20 protein-coding genes and 1 tRNA gene are annotated in these 19,352 nt (G+C 39.9%); 18 read left to right on the top strand and 3 right to left on the bottom strand.

The window, feature by feature from the left end; all coding sequences use genetic code 11:
• Positions 1-53: 53 nt before the first annotated feature.
• A complete protein-coding gene (locus tag F9B91_RS07710; RefSeq protein WP_060806081.1) occupies positions 54-740 on the top strand; it encodes a response regulator transcription factor in 687 nt (228 codons plus the stop codon).
• Positions 710-1,798, top strand: coding sequence for a sensor histidine kinase (locus F9B91_RS07705; RefSeq protein ID WP_150922886.1), 1,089 nt, complete (start codon positions 710-712; stop codon positions 1,796-1,798). The genes F9B91_RS07710 and F9B91_RS07705 overlap by 31 nt, the downstream gene beginning before the upstream one ends.
• Before the next feature lie 176 nt (positions 1,799-1,974).
• Here the strand turns inward: F9B91_RS07705 and yidC are convergent, their stop codons facing one another.
• Together yidC and F9B91_RS07695 are read right to left on the bottom strand one after the other, a co-directional pair.
• A complete protein-coding gene (gene yidC / locus F9B91_RS07700) occupies positions 1,975-2,901 on the bottom strand; it encodes a membrane protein insertase YidC (RefSeq protein ID WP_150922885.1) in 927 nt (308 codons plus the stop codon).
• Between the two features lie 77 nt (positions 2,902-2,978).
• Positions 2,979-3,257 carry an acylphosphatase gene (locus F9B91_RS07695; protein WP_001174612.1) on the bottom strand — a complete coding sequence of 93 codons (279 nt, stop codon included), beginning with the start codon at positions 3,255-3,257 and terminating at the stop codon, positions 2,979-2,981.
• Between the two features lie 33 nt (positions 3,258-3,290).
• On the opposite strand from F9B91_RS07695, the gene F9B91_RS07690 reads away from it, so the two are divergent.
• From F9B91_RS07690 to F9B91_RS07635, 11 genes are all read left to right on the top strand, one after another.
• The gene (locus tag F9B91_RS07690; protein WP_061590040.1) at positions 3,291-4,031 is read left to right on the top strand and encodes a TrmH family RNA methyltransferase; all 741 of its coding nucleotides are present in this window, start codon (positions 3,291-3,293) and stop codon (positions 4,029-4,031) included.
• Positions 4,032-4,085: 54 nt separating this feature from the next.
• Positions 4,086-4,769: a Bax inhibitor-1/YccA family protein gene (locus tag F9B91_RS07685; RefSeq protein ID WP_078237944.1), complete on the top strand. Its 684-nt coding sequence runs from the start codon at positions 4,086-4,088 to the stop codon at positions 4,767-4,769.
• 112 nt (positions 4,770-4,881) lie between these two features.
• Positions 4,882-5,874: an aspartate--ammonia ligase gene (asnA, locus tag F9B91_RS07680; protein ID WP_000748003.1), complete on the top strand. Its 993-nt coding sequence runs from the start codon at positions 4,882-4,884 to the stop codon at positions 5,872-5,874.
• Between the two features lie 64 nt (positions 5,875-5,938).
• The gene (gene rsmD, locus F9B91_RS07675) at positions 5,939-6,478 is read left to right on the top strand and encodes a 16S rRNA (guanine(966)-N(2))-methyltransferase RsmD (RefSeq protein ID WP_084887478.1); all 540 of its coding nucleotides are present in this window, start codon (positions 5,939-5,941) and stop codon (positions 6,476-6,478) included.
• Positions 6,468-6,956 (top strand): pantetheine-phosphate adenylyltransferase, encoded by a 489-nt coding sequence (gene coaD, locus F9B91_RS07670; RefSeq protein ID WP_084887480.1) that lies wholly within the window; start codon positions 6,468-6,470, stop codon positions 6,954-6,956. Before rsmD ends, coaD begins: the two co-directional genes overlap by 11 nt.
• Positions 6,940-7,977 carry a SepM family pheromone-processing serine protease gene (locus F9B91_RS07665; RefSeq protein WP_000727281.1) on the top strand — a complete coding sequence of 346 codons (1,038 nt, stop codon included), beginning with the start codon at positions 6,940-6,942 and terminating at the stop codon, positions 7,975-7,977. Before coaD ends, F9B91_RS07665 begins: the two co-directional genes overlap by 17 nt.
• A 57-nt stretch (positions 7,978-8,034) precedes the next feature.
• Positions 8,035-8,265, top strand: a complete 231-nt coding sequence (locus F9B91_RS07660) for a DUF1146 family protein (RefSeq protein WP_000250396.1) — start codon at positions 8,035-8,037, stop codon at positions 8,263-8,265.
• A 23-nt stretch (positions 8,266-8,288) separates the two neighbouring features.
• Entirely contained in the window at positions 8,289-9,572 is a 1,284-nt protein-coding gene (gene murA, locus F9B91_RS07655; RefSeq protein WP_125386648.1) for a UDP-N-acetylglucosamine 1-carboxyvinyltransferase, read from the top strand.
• Positions 9,565-9,753, top strand: coding sequence for a DNA-directed RNA polymerase subunit beta (locus F9B91_RS07650; RefSeq protein ID WP_004241151.1), 189 nt, complete (start codon positions 9,565-9,567; stop codon positions 9,751-9,753). The genes murA and F9B91_RS07650 overlap by 8 nt, the downstream gene beginning before the upstream one ends.
• A 38-nt stretch (positions 9,754-9,791) precedes the next feature.
• Complete coding sequence (endA, locus tag F9B91_RS07645; RefSeq protein ID WP_125386647.1) at positions 9,792-10,616, top strand: DNA-entry nuclease EndA; 825 nt, start codon at positions 9,792-9,794, stop codon at positions 10,614-10,616.
• Positions 10,617-10,885: 269 nt separating this feature from the next.
• Positions 10,886-12,217, top strand: a complete 1,332-nt coding sequence (locus F9B91_RS07635) for a hemolysin family protein (RefSeq protein WP_049543730.1) — start codon at positions 10,886-10,888, stop codon at positions 12,215-12,217.
• Between the two features lie 197 nt (positions 12,218-12,414).
• On the opposite strand, the gene F9B91_RS07625 is transcribed toward F9B91_RS07635, so the two are convergent.
• A tRNA-Cys gene (locus tag F9B91_RS07625) sits at positions 12,415-12,485 on the bottom strand.
• Between the two features lie 157 nt (positions 12,486-12,642).
• Between F9B91_RS07625 and F9B91_RS07620 the strand changes: the two genes are divergently transcribed.
• The 5 genes from F9B91_RS07620 (at position 12,643) to F9B91_RS07600 (ending at position 19,124) form a co-directional block, all read left to right on the top strand.
• On the top strand, positions 12,643-14,622 hold the full coding sequence (locus F9B91_RS07620) for a peptide ABC transporter substrate-binding protein (RefSeq protein WP_020902007.1): 1,980 nt from the start codon (positions 12,643-12,645) through the stop codon (positions 14,620-14,622).
• Positions 14,623-14,688: 66 nt separating this feature from the next.
• The gene (locus tag F9B91_RS07615) at positions 14,689-16,185 is read left to right on the top strand and encodes an ABC transporter permease (RefSeq protein ID WP_150922884.1); all 1,497 of its coding nucleotides are present in this window, start codon (positions 14,689-14,691) and stop codon (positions 16,183-16,185) included.
• A complete protein-coding gene (oppC, locus tag F9B91_RS07610; protein WP_049486660.1) occupies positions 16,185-17,111 on the top strand; it encodes an oligopeptide ABC transporter permease OppC in 927 nt (308 codons plus the stop codon). Before F9B91_RS07615 ends, oppC begins: the two co-directional genes overlap by 1 nt.
• A gap of 8 nt (positions 17,112-17,119) precedes the next feature.
• Positions 17,120-18,187 (top strand): ABC transporter ATP-binding protein, encoded by a 1,068-nt coding sequence (locus F9B91_RS07605; RefSeq protein ID WP_000159550.1) that lies wholly within the window; start codon positions 17,120-17,122, stop codon positions 18,185-18,187.
• Positions 18,188-18,197: 10 nt separating this feature from the next.
• Positions 18,198-19,124, top strand: coding sequence for an ATP-binding cassette domain-containing protein (locus tag F9B91_RS07600; protein WP_001291285.1), 927 nt, complete (start codon positions 18,198-18,200; stop codon positions 19,122-19,124).
• The last annotated feature ends 228 nt before the right edge of the window (positions 19,125-19,352 follow it).

The following is a 19,352-nucleotide window of genomic DNA, read 5'->3' as shown; positions in this document are numbered from 1 at the left end:
GATGTCCTGTCTTTTTCTCGGTTAGTGCTATAATATAGTTAGGAGGGTGAGTTATGGCTTATAAAATTTTGGTGGTAGATGATGATCTTGCTATTCTTCGCCTAATAAAAAAAGTACTAGAATATGAAAAATATGAAGTAGTCATACGAAATAAGATAGAAGAGATTGATCTTTGTGATTTTACAGGATTTGACTTGATTTTATTAGATATTATGATGCCTGTTAGTGGTTTAGAAATCTGTCAGATGATTCGTGAACAGATAACTGTTCCTATCTGTTTTATAACTGCCAAGGATATGGATGAAGATTTAGTAGCTGGAATTAATGCGGGTGCTGATGATTATATTATGAAGCCCTTTAGTATGCAAGAATTGTTAGCACGTGTTAAAATGCACTTGCGTCGTGAAGAACGAAATAAAGGAAATGTTCATCAAATAAAGATTGGGAAGCTTATACTATATACGGATAGTAAGGAACTATTTGTAAACGATGATAAGATTGCTCTGACAAGGAGGGAATTTGATATAGTGAATCTTTTGGCAAGCACCCCAAGTAAAATATATTCTATTGAGGAAATTTATAATTATCTATATCCACAAAGTTCAGAAGCTCTTTTACGTTCGGTTTCAGAGTACATTTATCAAATTCGTCAAAAGCTGAAACCTTATCAATTAAATCCAATTAAAACCTTGTACGGTGGAGGATATCAATGGGTAGAATCAAAAGTTTTAGACAATTAATTCGAGAAACCTGTTGGAGAATTATTTGGCAGTTTAGTCTTGGCTTACTAATGGCCTATCTTATTCCCTTAGCTTCAGTATCTATACAAATAAATGAAGACGGGAAACCTCTAAAAAATAGTGGTGTTCTATCAATTTTTTTCAATGTGTCATCATGGATATATATTTGTGTTTTATTGATTGTTCTAATAAGTTATCACATTGGAAAATTGTTGAAAAAACTGAGTTATGAAATGACTTTGATTTATGAAAATAGTATGTGGTTGGAGAGGGGATGTACAGAAAGTTTAACGGTTAAAGAATTTCATGAGACAGGAAATCGGCTTATTGTGATGCAAGATAGAATTCGACAATTAATAGTTGATGAGAAACAGCAGAAAGAAGATTTGATGTTTCAAGTTTCAGCAGCTTCCCATGATTTAAAAACTCCCTTAACCATTATTAGGGGAAATGTGGAATTTTTGCAGGCGATAACTGAAAACGACCAATCTCAAGAATGCTTAGCAGATATAGAAAGAGCTAGTCAACAGTTACTAGATTATTTCAATCAATTGATTCACTATTCTAAAACCTATTATGATGATGAGACAGGTTGGACGGAGTATTCCTCTTCAGATTTTATCAATGAATTAGAGAAAGAAGTCTCTTTTTTGATAAAAAATCAGATGAAGTTTTCTTTTGAACAAAATGTGAAAGGAACTGAAAACTATTATATAAATCCATCTCTTCTGATTCGTGCGATACAAAATATTTTAACAAATGCTTTGGAGTATGCAGATAAACAGAATCCTAAAATTAAAATTAGGGTAGAGCAAGAGGGGAAGGAATTGAAAATAGGTATATGGAATAATGGTTCGGAATTTCCAGAGGAAGTTTTAACTAATTTTGGAAAGCTCTTTTATCGTATGGATAAAGCTAGATCGGTTAAAGAGCAACATTATGGTATTGGACTTAGTTTTGTATGTAGGGTTGCAAAACTACACAAAGGCCGAGTTGAGCTTAGAAATAGAGACGCGGGAGCAGAAGTTTTAATAACTGTGAATTGTATTAAATCATAGTGATTTACTTGTTAATTTATGATTGAATAGTTTTTATATGTGAGCTTTTAAACTATTTAACTTTTTCGACTAGTATAAGATGTAACGGTAGATAATAAAAACGAATGATGATATCTAGTTGATGAAAACTATTTATCATTCATTCGTTTTTTAATTATTGGATAATTTACGTAGCTTTATCTCGAACGTTGTTTTCCAGCGTTGCGATTTTTGTGTTTTTTCTTGTTTGTGATGGCAGTTGGTTGTTCAGGGGTAACGTCTTTTCGTCCACTTGGTGTAGAGAAAGCACGTGCTTTTGGTGGGTTCTTGGCTAGTTCTTCACGGACTTTTTTGCGAAGTTTTGGACGAACGATATAGTTGACGATAAACTGTTGGAGAATCATCATGAAACCACCGACAACCCAGTAAAGTGTGACACTAGCTGGTGAGAAGAGGGAGAAGACGACGATCATGAGTGGGCTCATGTAAATCATTTTCTTGATTTGTTCTCTTTGCATTTCATCTTCTACTCCGTGAAGTGAAAGGAGTGATTGAAGGTAGTAAAGAATACCAGCGCAGGCAACCAAAATCATACTTGGAGAACCTAGAGGAATTCCTAGGTAGCTTGCTTGAGCAACACCTTCAGTATGTTGGGCAGCAAAGTAGATAGCTGAGAAGAAAGGCATTTGAAGGAGGATAGGGAAACATCCTACACCACCAAACATGCTGATACCGTGCTCTTTTTGAGCAGCAAAGAGAGCTTGTTGGGCTTCGAGTTTTTCTTCTTGAGTAGTTGCTTCTTTGAGACGTGTTTGGTGTGGCTCAAGGACGTGCTTGAGGGCGTTCATCTTTTCAGAGTGAAGCGTCGCCTTCCATGATTGGTAGATACCAAGTGGCAAGATAATCAAGCGCACGATAATGGTTACGATGATGATACCAACCCCAAAACCAAGTCCCTTGTCATTGGCGAAGTACTTGATAGCTTCAGCCATAGGCGCTCCGATAGTATTCCAAATAAATCCTGTTGGCTGGCCTGTGGCTTTATCGACATTGACACAGCCAGTTAAGACTAGCAACATAGCCACTCCCATAGCTGAGAGTGCAAAACGTTTAATAGATTTCACTGTTTTTATTCCTTCTTTAAAAATTATACCTTTCTATTCTACTGTTTTTTTACAAAATATACAATAGTTCTAGAGACCTAATTTGCGATTTTGAAGTCAGGGTAGGGAGGAAAGTTGCTTAGTTTGACATCTAAGTAGCTGACTTTTGAAAAAGGTGTGGGTCCTTTTCGGATTTCTTGGATAAATTTTGCCATGATAGCAGATGAGTCTGCTTGGGCTAAAATTTCCACTGTGCCATCGTCGTTATTCCATACTCGACCTGTGATGCCACCAATTTCAAGTGCCAAGCTGTAAACACCCCAACGAAAGCCGACTCCCTGTACCCTACCTTGGGCAATCATTCTAACCTTTTGCATACAAAACCCCTTTGATTGTGTTATAATATTTCTATGACTATTATAACCTCAAAAGCCAATTCTGTGGTAAAAAATGCCAAGAAATTACACCAAAAAAAATACCGCAAGTCTGCCTATTTGATTGAAGGCTGGCACTTGTTTGAAGAAGCTGTCCAAGCTGGAGTGACGATTGAAAAAATCTTTGCTATAGAAAATTACCGAGATCAGTTAGCTGCTTTTCCGCAAACTGTCTGGGTATCAGAGGATATTTTGCTAGATTTGGCGGATTCTCAGACTCCACAGGGAATTGTTGCCGTGGTTCAAAAAGAAGAAGTAGGGCAAGCTGACTTTAGTCAGGGCAAGTTCTTGTTTTTGGAAGATGTGCAAGATCCTGGTAATGTGGGAACTATCATTCGAACTGCGGATGCAGCAGGCTTTACTGGAGTAATTGTTTCAGATAAGTCGGCAGATATCTACAGTCTCAAGACCTTACGTTCCATGCAAGGCAGTCATTTTCATCTGCCCATTTACCGGATGTCTAGTCAAGCGCTTCTTAAGGAGACCAAAGAGGCAGCTATCCCAGTGCTGGCAACAACCCTATCTAAAGATTCTGTTGATTACAGAGAACTGCCTCCTATAGAAAATTTTGTACTAGTTATGGGGAATGAGGGTCAAGGAATTAGTCCCCTCATGGCTGAAAGTGCAGACCAGTTGATTCACATTAGCATGAAGGGGCAGGCAGAGAGTTTGAATGTTGCCGTTGCAGCCGGTATTTTAATTTTCCATTTAAGCTAATTTTAACTTTCTTTGTTATAATCAAGGAAAGATATTCATTGAAAAGGAGAAAAGATGAATCACACTATTATTCATGACCGCGCAGGTCTCAATCAATTTTACGCTAAGGTTTATGCCTTTGTTGGTCTGGGGATCGGACTATCTGCTTTGGTATCAGGCCTTATGTTGACGGTCTTTCAATCTCAGTTGGTTTACTTTTTGATGCAGGGGCGTCTCTGGTTGACCATTGCTACTTTTGCAGAGTTGGCCTTGGTTTTCGTTGCCAGTAGCATGGCCTTAAAGAATAGTCCAGCGGCTCTTCCAGTATTTTTACTTTACTCAGTATTAAACGGCTTTACACTCAGTTTTGTGGTGGCCTTCTATACTCCAGGTACAGTTTTATCTGCCTTTGTGTCGAGCGCCCTTCTCTTCTTTGTCATGGCGGCAGTTGGCATGTTCACCAAGAAAGACTTGAGCGGGCTTGGTCGAGCGATGATGGCGGCTCTTATCGGTTTGCTGATTGCCATGGTAGTTAATATTTTCTTGGCTAGCGGTTTCTTTGATTATATGATTAGCGTAGCCATGGTTTTGGTTTTCTCAGGGCTGATTGCTTCAGATAACCAAAAAATTCGCTATGCCTATGAGCAATCACAAGGTCGTGTAGCGACAGGTTGGGTTGTGTCAATGGCTCTTAGTATCTATCTTGATTTTATCAATCTTTTCCTAAGTATTTTACGTATCTTTGGTCGCAATGACTAGAAGGTCCCTAACATCAGTGTTCGAAGGAGCACTGATTTTTTTCGTATTTGCTCTTTTCTTTTCTTGGAAATAGGTGTATAATGCTTTTAATTAATTTTTTGAGGAGTAGTTTATGAAGAAAAGTTTTATCCATCAACAAGAAGAGATTTCCTTTGTCAAAAACACTTTTACCCAGTATTTGAAAGATAAGTTAGAAGTTGTCGAAGTTCAAGGTCCTATCTTGAGCAGGGTCGGCGACGGGATGCAGGATAATTTATCAGGTGTGGAGAATGCCGTATCGGTCAAGGTTCTCCAAATCCCTGATGCTACTTATGAAGTTGTGCACTCACTTGCTAAATGGAAACGCCATACTTTGGCCCGTTTTGGTTTCGGTGAGGGTGAAGGTCTCTTCGTCCACATGAAGGCCCTTCGTCCAGACGAAGATTCGCTGGATGCGACCCACTCTGTTTATGTTGACCAGTGGGACTGGGAGAAAGTTATCCCAAATGGTAAACGGAATATCGCTTATCTAAAAGAAACAGTTGAGAAGATTTACAAGGCTATTCGCCTTACTGAGCTAGCTGTTGAAGCCCGCTATGACATCGAATCAATCTTGCCAAAACAGATTACTTTCATCCATACAGAAGAGTTGGTAGAACGCTACCCAGACTTGACTCCTAAAGAGCGTGAAAATGCTATCTGTAAAGAATTTGGAGCAGTCTTCTTGATTGGTATCGGTGGTGAATTGCCAGACGGTAAACCGCACGATGGACGTGCGCCAGACTACGATGACTGGACAAGTGAGTCTGAAAATGGTTACAAGGGTCTGAATGGAGATATTCTTGTCTGGAATGAGTCTTTAGGTGGAGCCTTTGAATTGTCCTCTATGGGGATTCGTGTTGATGAAGAAACGCTTCGCCGTCAGGTTGCCATTACAGGTGATGAAGACCGTTTAGAATTGGAATGGCACAAGGCTTTGTTGAATGGCCTATTCCCATTGACAATCGGTGGAGGAATTGGACAATCTCGGATGGCCATGTTCCTACTTCGCAAGAAACACATCGGAGAAGTGCAAACAAGTGTTTGGCCTCAAGAAGTCCGCGATACTTACGAAAATATTTTGTAGAGAATCGAACCGCAAGGTTCGGTTTTCTTTCTCTTTTTGCCCATAATTTGGTATAATAAACGGTATGAAAATCGTATCAGGAATCTATGGGGGGCGTCCCCTCAAGACACTAGAAGGAAAGACGACAAGACCCACTTCGGATAAGGTTAGGGGAGCTATTTTTAATATGATTGGTCCCTACTTTGAAGGGGGACGAGTCTTGGACCTTTATGCAGGTAGTGGTGGTTTATCTATCGAGGCAGTCTCGCGTGGCATGTCCAGCGCTGTTTTGGTGGAGCGAGACCGTAAGGCTCAGACCATCGTGGCTGAAAATATTCAGATGACCAAGGAAGTTGGAAAATTTCAACTCCTCAAGATGGATGCGGAACGAGCCTTGGAACAGATATCTGGGGAATTTGACCTCATTTTCTTAGACCCTCCTTATGCCAAGGAACAAATCGTAGCAGATATTGAAAAAATGGCTGAGAAAGAGCTTTTTTCTGAAGATGTCATGGTCGTGTGTGAGACAGATAAGGCCGTTGAACTTCCAGAAGAAATTGCCTGCCTGGGCATCTGGAAGGAAAAGATTTATGGAATTAGTAAGGTGACAGTCTATGTCAGATAAGATTGGCTTATTCACAGGCTCATTTGATCCGATGACAAACGGGCATCTGGATATCATTGAACGGGCTAGCAAACTCTTTGATAAGCTCTATGTGGGTATTTTTTTTAATCCTCACAAACAAGGATTTCTCCCTATCGAAAATCGTAAACGAGGGCTAGAAATGGCTTTGAAACATTTGGAAAATGTTGAAGTTGTGTCTTCTCATGATGAATTGGTGGTTGATGTTGCAAAAAGACTGGGGGCTACTTGTCTAGTGCGGGGGTTGAGGAATGCAGCGGATTTGCAATATGAAGCCAGTTTTGATTACTACAACCATCAGCTGTCTCCTAATATAGAGACCATTTATTTACATAGCCGACCTGAACATCTCTATATCAGTTCATCAGGTGTTAGAGAGCTTTTGAAGTTTGGTCAGGATATTGCCTGCTATGTTCCTGATAGTATTTTGGAGGAAATAAGAAATGAAAAAAAAGATTAGATGGCCCTTATATGTCATTGCGGCCTTAATTGTGACTTTCTTGGCATTTGTAGTGCCCTTGCCCTACTATATAGAAGTTCCAGGTGGTTCGGAAGATATTCGCCAAGTCCTTAAAGTAAATGACACAGAAGATAAGGAAGCTGGTGCCTATCAATTCGTTACGGTTGGTGTCCAACATGCCACTTTAGCTCATATGATTTATGCATGGTTGACGCCTTTTACAGATATTCGTAGTGCTCAGGAGACTACAGGTGGCTCTTCCGATGTTGAATTTATGCGGATCAATCAATTCTACATGCAAACATCGCAAAATATGGCCAAATATCAAGGGCTAAAAACAGCTGGTAAAGATATCGAACTCAAATACCTTGGGGTTTATGTCTTGACTGTGACGGATAATTCGACCTTTAAAGGGATTCTCAACATCTCTGATACGGTCACAGCAGTCAATGATCAAACCTTTGACAGTTCCAAAGACTTGATTGATTACGTCAATTCTCAAAAACTAGGGGACTCCGTCAAGGTCACCTATGAAGAGGATGGGCAAACCAAGTCTGCAGAAGGTAAGATTATCACCTTGGAAAATGGCAAAAATGGGATTGGAATCGGCTTGATTGACCGTACAGAAGTGACCAGTGATGTCCCAATTCGCTTTTCAACAGCTGGTATCGGTGGTCCAAGTGCAGGTCTCATGTTTAGTCTGGCCATCTATACCCAAATAGCTGACCCTGGCCTTCGTAATGGCCGTATTGTTGCCGGTACAGGAACCATTGACCGTGATGGGAATGTGGGGGACATTGGAGGTATTGATAAGAAAGTTGTAGCTTCGGCTAGAGAAGGTGCTGCGATTTTCTTTGCTCCAGATAACCCTGTTAGCGAAGAAGAACAAAAAGCGCATCCGGATGCGAAAAATAACTACCAAACAGCCCTAGAAGCAGCCAAAACAATCAAGACAGATATGAAAATCGTGCCTGTTAAAACCCTACAAGATGCAATTGATTACTTGAAAAACAATCCCTAGTTTTTAAGTGAAGTTTCTAAACTAGCGCACAAACAGAGAAGATGGTATAATAGTCAAATGGTTCAATTATTATTCACTCTAAGCAGTCATATGCTCTTTATTTATGTGAGTTTTTACCTTTTAAAGGATCTTGTTAGATGGGAAAAGGTTTTAAAAGTGACAACTGAGAATACAGGAAAAGTTCGTTTACTAGTAGCCTTTTTCAGTATTGTAATGGGCTACATCATGAGTTCTTTCTTTATCAGCCTATATCAGTTGTGGCAAGAAGCGCTTAGAGGATTATTATAAAATCAAGAATAAAGGAAATAAGTATGGAAAAAATTGTGGTTCAAGGTGGCGATAATCGTCTGGTAGGAAGTGTTACGATCGAAGGAGCAAAGAATGCAGTCTTGCCCTTGTTGGCAGCGACAATTCTAGCAAGTGAAGGAAAGACTGTTTTGCAGAACGTTCCTATCTTGTCAGATGTTTTCACTATGAATCAGGTGGTTCGTGGTTTAAATGCCAAGGTGGATTTTAATGAAGAAGATCATCTTGTTGAGGTGGACGCGACTGGCGATATCACTGAGGAAGCTCCTTACAAGTATGTCAGCAAGATGCGTGCATCTATTGTTGTCTTGGGACCAATTCTTGCCCGTGTAGGTCATGCCAAGGTATCCATGCCAGGTGGTTGTACGATTGGTAGCCGCCCTATTGATCTGCATTTGAAAGGTCTAGAAGCTATGGGGGCTAAGATTAGTCAGACAGCTGGTTATATCGAAGCCAAGGCTGATCGCTTACATGGAGCTCATATCTACATGGACTTCCCAAGTGTTGGTGCTACGCAGAACTTGATGATGGCAGCGACTCTAGCTGATGGGGTGACAGTGATTGAAAATGCTGCGCGTGAGCCTGAGATTGTTGACCTAGCCATTCTCCTCAATGAAATGGGAGCTAAGGTTAAGGGTGCTGGTACAGAGACCATTACCATTACCGGTGTTGAGAAACTTCATGGTACGACTCACAATGTAGTCCAAGACCGTATCGAAGCAGGAACCTTTATGGTAGCTGCTACCATGACTGGTGGTGATGTCTTGATTAAAGACGCTGTCTGGGAGCACAACCGTCCCTTGATTGCCAAGTTGCTTGAAATGGGAGTGGAAGTGACAGAGGAGACTGAAGGGATTCGAGTTCGCTCTCAACTAGAAAATCTAAAAGCTGTTCATGTGAAAACCTTGCCCCACCCAGGATTTCCAACAGATATGCAGGCTCAATTTACAGCCTTGATGACCGTCGCAAAAGGGGAATCAACTATGGTGGAGACAGTTTTCGAAAATCGTTTCCAACATCTAGAAGAAATGCGTCGCATGGGCTTGCACTCTGAGATTATCCGTGATACAGCTCGTATTGTTGGTGGTCAACCTTTGCAGGGGGCAGAAGTTCTTTCAACTGACCTTCGTGCCAGCGCAGCCTTGATTTTGACTGGTTTGGTAGCACAAGGAGAAACTGTAGTTGGTAAATTGGTTCACTTGGATAGAGGTTACTACCGTTTCCATGAGAAGTTGGCGCAGCTAGGTGCTAAGATTCAGCGGATTGAGGCAAGTGATGAAGATGAATAAGAAATCAAGCTACGTAATCAAGCGTTTACTTCTAGTCATTTTGGTACTGTTTTTGGGTGCTTTAGCCCTAGGAATCGGTTTAATGGTAGGTTATGGAATCTTGGGCAAGGGTCAAGATCCATGGGCTATCCTGTCTCCGGCAAAATGGCAGGAATTAATTCATAAATTTACAGGAAATTAGGCTGGAGAACCAGTCTTTTTCTAGAGATAAGGAGAAAAATGGATAAAAAAACAAGACAGACACTGATCGGACTGCTAGTGTTATTACTCTTATCTGCGGGAAGCTATTATATCAAGCAGATGCAGTCGACAGCTAATAGTCCCAAAACCAAACTTAGTCAGAAAAAACAAGCGTCTGAAGCTCCTAGTCAAGCATTGGCAGAGAGTGTCTTAACAGACTCAGTCAAGAGTCAAATAAAAGGGAGTCTGGAGTGGAATGGCTCAGGTGCTTTTATCGTCAATGGTAATAAAACAAATCTAGATGCCAAGGTTTCAAGTAAGCCCTACGCTGATAATAAAACAAAGACAGTGGGCAAGGAAACAGTGCCAACCGTAGCAAATGCCCTCTTGTCTAAGGCTACTCGTCAGTACAAGAATCGTGAAGAAACTGGGAATGGTTCGACTTCTTGGACTCCTCCAGGCTGGCATCAGGTCAAGAATCTAAAGGGATCTTATACCCATGCGGTCGATAGAGGTCACTTGTTAGGCTATGCCTTAATCGGTGGATTGGATGGTTTTGATGCCTCGACAAGCAATCCTAAAAACATTGCTGTTCAAACAGCCTGGGCAAATCAGGCACAAGCCGAGGATTCGACTGGTCAAAACTATTATGAAAGCTTGGTGCGTAAAGCCTTAGACCAAAACAAGCGTGTCCGTTACCGTGTAACCCTTTACTATGCTACAAACGATGATTTAGTTCCTTCAGCTTCACAGATTGAAGCCAAGTCTTCAGACGGAGAATTGGAATTTAATGTTCTAGTCCCCAATGTTCAAAAGGGACTTCAACTGGATTACCGAACTGGAGAAGTGACTGTTACTCAGTAAAATATAAAATAAACTCCTATGTCCCTTGTGGATGTAGGAGTTCTTCTTTTTACTAGTTTCAGCAGGGCTACAATAGACATGGATACTCAATGAAAATCAAAGCGGAAACTAGGAAGTTAGCTGCAGGTTGCTCAAAACACTATTTTGAGGTTGTAGATGAAGCTGACGTAGTTTGAAGAGATTTTCGAAGAGTATGAGAAAAAATAATATGTACTAGATTAGATTTTGTGATATAATGAAGGATAAGATACTATTTTAGGAGAAGAACTATGGAAGACCCAAGTAGTCAGAATTTGTTGCTACAATTTGTTTTATTGTTTATCTTGACGGTGTTAAATGCCTTTTTCTCAGCCACAGAAATGGCCATGGTGTCACTAAACCGTGCGCGGGTTGAACAAAAGGCAGAAGAAGGAGATAGACGTTATATCCGTCTACTGAAGGTACTAGAAAATCCTAACCACTTTTTATCAACCATTCAAGTAGGGATTACCCTGATTACGATCTTATCTGGGGCGAGTTTGGCAGAAACTTTGGGACGAGAAATTGCATCTTGGCTTGGAAATGGCGAAACAGCTTATGCCATTGCAAGTTTTCTATCTTTAGCATTTTTGACTTATATTTCCATCGTTTTTGGGGAATTGTATCCTAAGAGAATCGCTCTTAATCTAAAGGATGCCTTGGCGATTCGTACAGCGCCAGTTATCATTGGACTTGGGAAACTAGTTAGTCCCTTTGTTTGGCTCTTGTCTGCATCTACCAATCTCTTGAGTCGCTTGACTCCTATGACCTTTGACGATGCTGACGAAAAAATGACCCGTGATGAAATTGAGTACATGCTGACAAATAGTGAAGAAACACTAGATGCTGACGAAATTGAAATGTTACAAGGAATCTTTTCACTGGACGAATTAATGGCCAGAGAAGTCATGGTTCCTCGAACGGATGCCTTTATGGTCGATATTCAGGATGATAGTCAAACCATCATCCAAAGTATTTTAAAACAAAATTATTCTCGTATCCCTGTCTATGATGGGGATAAGGACAATGTGATTGGGATTATTCATACCAAGAGTCTCCTTAATGCGGGCTTTGTGGACGGTTTTGACAATATTGTTTGGAAGAAAATCTTACAAGATCCTCTTTTTGTTCCTGAAACTATTTTTGTGGATGACTTGTTAAAAGAATTACGCAATACCCAAAGACAAATGGCGATTTTGTTAGATGAATACGGTGGAATGGCTGGTTTGGTGACACTTGAAGACCTCTTAGAGGAAATCGTTGGGGAAATCGATGACGAAACAGATAAGGCTGAAATCGAAGTTCATAAAATTGGAGAAGATACTTATATTGTTCAAGGTACCATGAATCTCAATGATTTTAATGACTACTTTGATGTTGAACTGGAAAGTGATGACGTTGATACCATCGCTGGTTACTATTTGACAGGAGTGGGGACCATTCCAACGACTGAAAAGCTCAGCTATGAGTTGGTAAGCCAAAACAAACAGCTTATCCTAACCAATGATAAAGTGAAAAATGGACGTGTTACCAAGGTAAAAGTCCAAATTACCGAAGTTGAAATAGAAGAAGAAACAGAGTAAACTAGAGGCTTTTGTCATCATGCGTGACAAAGCTTTTTTCAGTTGATTTTAAAAGGGAATAGTATCCTCGAAAAACTCAGTCCCCAAATCCGCCCCAAAACTTTTCTAAATCTATCCTTATTTATCCAAAGAAAAAGAAAAAAGCCCTTCAAATTGGGCTTTCTGTTCATGTGAAACCTGATAAATCAAGTTATAGAAGGCGGTAGACGGATTTGAACCGACGATCAAGCTTTTGCAGAGCCGTGCCTTACCACTTGGCTATACCGCCTTAACGTTTATTATTATACCTTGAAAATGATTTTCAGTCAATAGCTTTTTCAGATTTTTTGTGTCAATAAGCCTAAATATTCTGAAAATTCGTTTACTTTTCTTGAAATCTATGGTATAATTGATGATAACCTATACTTTATCAGAGGAGTAAATAAATGAAAAAAAGTAGAGTCTTTGTTGCAGCAGGAGTTGCTTTATTGGCAACAGGTGTGTTAGTAGCTTGTGGGAATTCAAAATCATCTGATTCGACAGCTCCAAAAACCTATGGCTATGTCTATTCGGCTGACCCAGAAACATTAGATTATATTATTTCTGGAAAAGAGAGTACGAAAGTGGCTACTTCAAACGGGATCGATGGCCTCTTCACAAATGACAAATACGGGAATTTGACTCCTGCGGTTGCAGAAGACTGGTCTGTATCAAAAGATGGATTGACATATACCTACAAAATTCGTAAAGGTGTCAAATGGATGACATCCGATGGTGAAGAATATGCCGAAGTGACTGCTAAAGACTTCGTGAATGGATTGAAACATGCGGCAGATAAGAAATCAGAAGCTCTATATCTAGCTGAAACTTCTGTTAAAGGTTTATCTGATTATTTGGCTGGGAATTCAAAAGATTTCTCTACAGTAGGTGTTAAAGCGGTTGATGACTATACTCTTGAGTATACTTTGAACCAACCAGAACCTTACTGGAACTCTAAGATGGTTTATTCAATTTTCTGGCCATTAAACGAAGAATTTGAAAAATCAAAAGGCTCTGATTTTGCTAAAGCGACAGATCCTACATCATTGCTATATAATGGACCTTTCTTGCTTAAAGGTTTGACTGCTAAATCTTCTATCGAATTTGCTAAGAACGAGCAGTACTGGGATAAAGAGAATGTTCATTTAGATACAGCAACACTTGCATATTTTGATGGTTCGGACCAAGAATCACTTGAGCGTAACTTTACAAGTGGAGCTTATAGTTTTGCTCGTCTTTACCCAACAAGTTCAAACTTCTCAAAGGTAGAGGAGTCATACAAGGATAATATTTTCTACACTCCGTCAGGAGCTGGTATTGGAGGTTTAGGTGTAAATATCGATCGACAAAATTACAAATATACATCTAAAACGACAGATGAAGAGAAAACATCTACTAAGAAAGCTCTTCTTAACAAAGACTTCCGCCAAGCCTTGAACTTTGCCTTTGACCGTACAGGTTATTCTGCTCAAGTTAACGGTAAAGAAGGTGCTCCTCTCGCAGTTCGTAATTTATTTGTGAAACCAGACTTTGTGACTGCAGGCGAAAAAACTTTCGGTGACTTGGTTGCTGAAAAAGTTAAGACTTATGGAGATGAGTGGAAAGATGTAAACTTTGCTGATGGTCAAGACGGTCTCTTTAACGCTGACAAAGCTAAAGCAGAATTTGCTAAAGCTAAAACTGCTCTGGAAGCAGAAGGTGTGAAATTCCCTATCCACTTGGATGTTCCAGTAGACCAAACCTCTAAAAACTTTGTCGCACGGATTCAGTCGTTCAAACAATCAGTTGAAAAAGTTTTAGGCGAAGAAAATGTTGTCATCGATATTCAACAAATTTCTAAAGATGAATTCTTTAATGCGACTTATTATGCTGCTAATGCGGCAGCTGAGGATTGGGATCTTTCAGGTGCGGTTGGATGGAATCCTGACTATGAAGATCCATCAACTTACCTTGATATCCTTAAATCAACTAATAGTGAGCAAACGAAAACTTATATGGGGTATGATGACCCATCAAATGCAGCTGCAGCTAAAGTTGGTGTGAAAGATTACGATAAATTGCTTGATGAAGCTGGAAAAGAAACAAGTGATCTTAACAAACGTTATGAAAAATATGCTGCTGCTCAAGCTTGGTTGACAGACAGTTCACTCTTCTTACCAGCTATGTCTTCTAGTGGTGCTGCACCATTCATTTCTCGTGTTGTACCATTCTCAGCTTCTTATAGCCAATCTGGAGACAAAGGTTCAAATCTCTACTTCAAATATATTCAGTTACAAGACAAAGTTGTAACAAAGGCTGATTATGAACAAGCTCGTGAGAAATGGATTAAAGAGAAAAAAGAATCAAACGAAAAAGTTCAAAAAGAATTGACTAAACACGTTAAATAAATAACTCTCAAGGGAACTTTCTCTCCATGAGGAGAAGGTTCTTTTGGGATTTAAAAAGGAAACGATATGAAGAAATATATTTTTATGCGTGTCTTGCGGTCATTGGTTTCTATCTTCTTAGTAACAACCTTGACTTACACGATTATCTATACAATGGTTCCTCGAAAATTGATTTTCAAACAGGATACCAACTATAACAAGATTGCGACAACTGCTGATAAGCGTGATAACTATGAGAACACTGTTTATGAGCGTATGGGCTATATCGAGTACTACGATACCAAGGAATTGCAAGAAAAAGCCAGCCAGATGGATGCCTCTGTAACAGTTGAAGCTAATGACACCAACAAGGCTATCTATGAAAAATACATCAAACAAATCGGTCATGGTTGGACCCTGGGAGAATTTACTGAAAGTGGCCAATTCTACGCTACACGTGAAATTCCAATTTTTGAACGTGTGTTTAAATTCTATGCAAACTTGCTTGATATCGACCACACAAACAAGATTCAGGACCCAGAAAATCCAAATTTGGAGCGTTATTTGCGTTTTGAAAATGATCCCGCTATCGGCTGGTCTCTGGTAGGTTCAGGGACTAAACACAAGTACCTCTTGTACTTCAATAGTCAGTTCCCATTTGTTCACCAAAACTTTGTGAACTTGAATTTGGGTGATTCATATCCAACTTATGCTAATACTCCTGTGCTTCAAGTTATCACACAAGGACAAGGTCAAACTAAGACATCAGAAGTGCAATTCCCAACTGGTAAGAAAACATCTTCAGTTAATATCTACTCAAGAACCTACAAATCGCCTAGTCAGGCTGATTCTCGTGAAGTAGCTAACTATGGGAAAGATGACCCATATACTGCTACTGAAAGCAACTACCAATATCCTTCTATGATTGCTAGCTCTGCAATCGTTGGATTGATCGGTTTGGTGATTTCTTATGCGATTGCCGTGCCACTTGGTTCAGCTATGGCTCGCTTCAAGAACACTTGGATTGATAGCTTCTCAACAGGGGCTTTGACCTTCTTGATGGCTCTTCCAACCATTGCTTTGGTTTACATTGTTCGTTTGATTGGATCATCAATTGGTCTTCCAGATTCATTCCCTATCTTGGGTGCTGGAGATTGGCGTTCGTATGTTTTACCAGCAGTTATCCTTGGTTTATTGGGTGCTCCTGGTACCGCTATTTGGATTCGTCGTTACATGATTGACTTGCAATCACAGGATTTTGTTCGTTTTGCTCGTGCAAAAGGTTTGTCTGAAAAAGAAATTTCAAACAAACACATCTTTAAAAATGCCATGGTTCCGCTGGTTTCAGGGATTCCTGGTGCTGTTATCGGGGTTATCGGTGGTGCAACCCTTACTGAAACAGTCTTCGCCTTCCCAGGTATGGGTAAAATGTTGATTGACTCTGTAAAAGCATCTAATAACTCTATGGTCGTAGGTCTTGTCTTCATCTTTACATGTATTTCTATCTTCTCACTTCTTTTGGGAGATATTTGGATGACTATTATTGACCCACGTATTAAATTGACTGAGAAAGGAGGCAAATAATGTCTACAATCGATAAAGAAAAATTTCAGTTTGTAAAACGTGACGATTTTGCCTCTGAAGCCATTGATGCGCCAGCTTATTCATACTGGGGTTCAGTGTTTAGACAATTTATGAAGAAGAAATCAACTGTAGTCATGTTGGGAATCTTGGTAGCTATCATTTTGATGAGTTTCATCTACCCAATGTTTTCTAAGTTTGATTTCAATGATGTCAGCAAAGTGAACGATTTTAGTGCTCGTTATATTAAGCCAAATGCTGAGCATTGGTTCGGTACTGACAGTAACGGTAAATCGCTCTTTGACGGTGTTTGGTTCGGAGCTCGTAACTCTATCCTCATTTCTGTGATTGCGACAGTGATTAACTTGGTTATCGGTGTCTTTGTCGGTGGTATTTGGGGAATTTCGAAATCAGTAGACCGTGTGATGATGGAAGTTTATAACGTCATCTCAAACATCCCATCTCTTTTGATTGTCATTGTCTTGACTTACTCAATCGGAGCTGGATTCTGGAATCTGATTTTTGCAATGAGTGTAACAACATGGATTGGGATTGCCTACTCAATTCGTATCCAAATCATGCGTTACCGTGACTTAGAGTACAACCTTGCTTCACGCACACTCGGAACTCCAACATACAAAATTGTCATTAAAAATATCATGCCACAATTGGTATCTGTTATTGTTACGACTACATCACAAATGCTTCCAGCATTTATCTCCTATGAAGCCTTTCTGTCATTCTTTGGACTTGGATTGCCTATTACAGTACCAAGTTTAGGTCGATTGATTTCAGATTATTCACAGAACGTAACAACAAATGCATACCTCTTCTGGATTCCATTGACAACTTTGGTCTTGGTATCCTTGTCACTTTTCGTAGTTGGTCAAAACCTAGCGGATGCTAGTGATCCACGTACACATAGATAGGAGTAGAAATGACAAAAGAAAAAAATGTAATTTTGACTGCTCGCGATATTGTCGTGGAATTTGACGTTCGTGACAAAGTATTGACAGCCATTCGCGGCGTTTCCCTTGAACTAGTTGAAGGAGAAGTATTAGCCTTGGTAGGTGAGTCAGGATCAGGGAAATCTGTTTTGACAAAGACTTTCACAGGTATGCTTGAAGAAAATGGTCGCATTGCCCAAGGAAGTATTGACTACCGTGGTCAGGACTTGACAGCCTTGTCTTCTCACAAGGATTGGGAACAAATTCGTGGTGCTAAGATTGCGACTATCTTCCAAGATCCAATGACTAGTTTGGACCCAATTAAAACAATTGGTAGTCAGATTACAGAAGTTATTGTAAAACACCAAGGAAAAACAGCTAAAGAAGCGAAAGAATTGGCCATTGACTACATGAATAAGGTTGGGATTCCTGACGCAGATAGACGTTTTGATGAATACCCATTCCAATATTCTGGAGGAATGCGTCAACGTATCGTTATTGCTATTGCCCTTGCCTGCCGACCTGATGTCTTGATCTGTGATGAGCCAACGACAGCCTTGGATGTGACCATCCAAGCTCAGATTATTGATTTGCTCAAATCTTTACAAAACGAGTACCATTTCACAACAATCTTTATCACCCACGACCTTGGTGTGGTAGCAAGTATTGCGGATAAGGTAGCGGTTATGTATGCAGGAGAAATCGTTGAGTATGGAACTGTTGAGGAAGTCTTCTATGACCCTCGCCATCCATATACATGGAGTCTCTTGTCTAGCTTGCCTCAGCTTGCTGATGATAAAGGGGATCTTTACTCAATCCCAGGAACACCTCCGTCACTTTATACTGACTTGAAAGGGGATGCCTTTGCCTTGCGTTCAGACTATGCAATGCAGATTGACTTCGAACAAAAAGCTCCTCAATTCTCAGTATCAGAGACGCATTGGGCTAAAACTTGGCTTCTTCATGAGGATGCTCCAAAAGTAGAAAAACCAGCTGTGATTGCAAATCTCCACGATAAAATCCGTGAAAAAATGGGATTTGCCCATCTGGCAGACTAGGAGGAAGGAAATGTCTGAAAAATTAGTAGAAATCAAAGATTTAGAAATTTCCTTCGGTGAAGGAAGTAAGAAGTTTGTCGCGGTTAAAAATGCTAACTTCTTTATCAACAAGGGAGAAACTTTTTCGCTTGTAGGTGAGTCAGGAAGTGGGAAAACAACTATTGGTCGTGCCATCATCGGTCTTAATGATACAAGTAATGGGGATATCATTTTTGATGGTCAAAAGATTAATGGTAAGAAATCGCGTGAACAAGCTGCAGAATTGATTCGTCGTATCCAGATGATTTTCCAAGACCCTGCGGCAAGTTTGAATGAACGTGCCACTGTTGATTATATTATTTCTGAAGGTCTTTACAATCATCATCTGTTCAAGGATGAAGAAGAACGTAAAGAGAAAGTTCAAAATATTATCCGTGAAGTAGGTCTTCTTGCTGAGCACTTGACTCGTTACCCTCATGAATTCTCAGGTGGTCAACGTCAACGTATCGGTATTGCCCGTGCCTTGGTCATGCAACCAGACTTTGTTATTGCGGATGAGCCCATTTCAGCCTTGGACGTTTCTGTTCGTGCTCAAGTCTTAAACTTGCTCAAAAAATTCCAAAAAGAACTTGGCTTGACCTATCTCTTTATCGCCCATGACTTGTCGGTTGTTCGTTTTATTTCAGATCGTATCGCGGTTATTTACAAGGGTGTTATTGTAGAGGTTGCAGAAACAGAAGAATTGTTTAACAATCCAATTCATCCATATACTCAGGCTTTGCTTTCAGCGGTACCTATCCCAGATCCAATCTTGGAACGCAAGAAGGTCTTGAAAGTATATGATCCAGATCAACATGATTATGAGACAGATAAGCCATCTATGGTAGAAATCCGTCCAGGTCATTATGTTTGGGCTAACCAAGCCGAATTGGCACGTTACCAACAAGGACTAAACTAATAATGGTTTTATAATTTCCATGTCAATTTTATGGAAATTATAAACCTTTTTTTCTTGGATTGATTTGAAAAAAATTTGAAAGTAGCTTGAAAGAATTTTCGAAAAATTTTAAAAAATTCTGAAATATTCTTGACAGGTGATGAAAAAGGTGGTAAGATAGGAAACATCAAAAAAGAAAGCAGAAAAAGAAATGAATAAGAAACAAGCTGTAACGATGAATCAAAACTT

It is taken from the genome of Streptococcus mitis (assembly GCF_008763935.1).
Lineage (GTDB): Bacteria > Bacillota > Bacilli > Lactobacillales > Streptococcaceae > Streptococcus > Streptococcus mitis_DB.
This window is presented reverse-complemented; position numbering and strand designations above follow the sequence as displayed.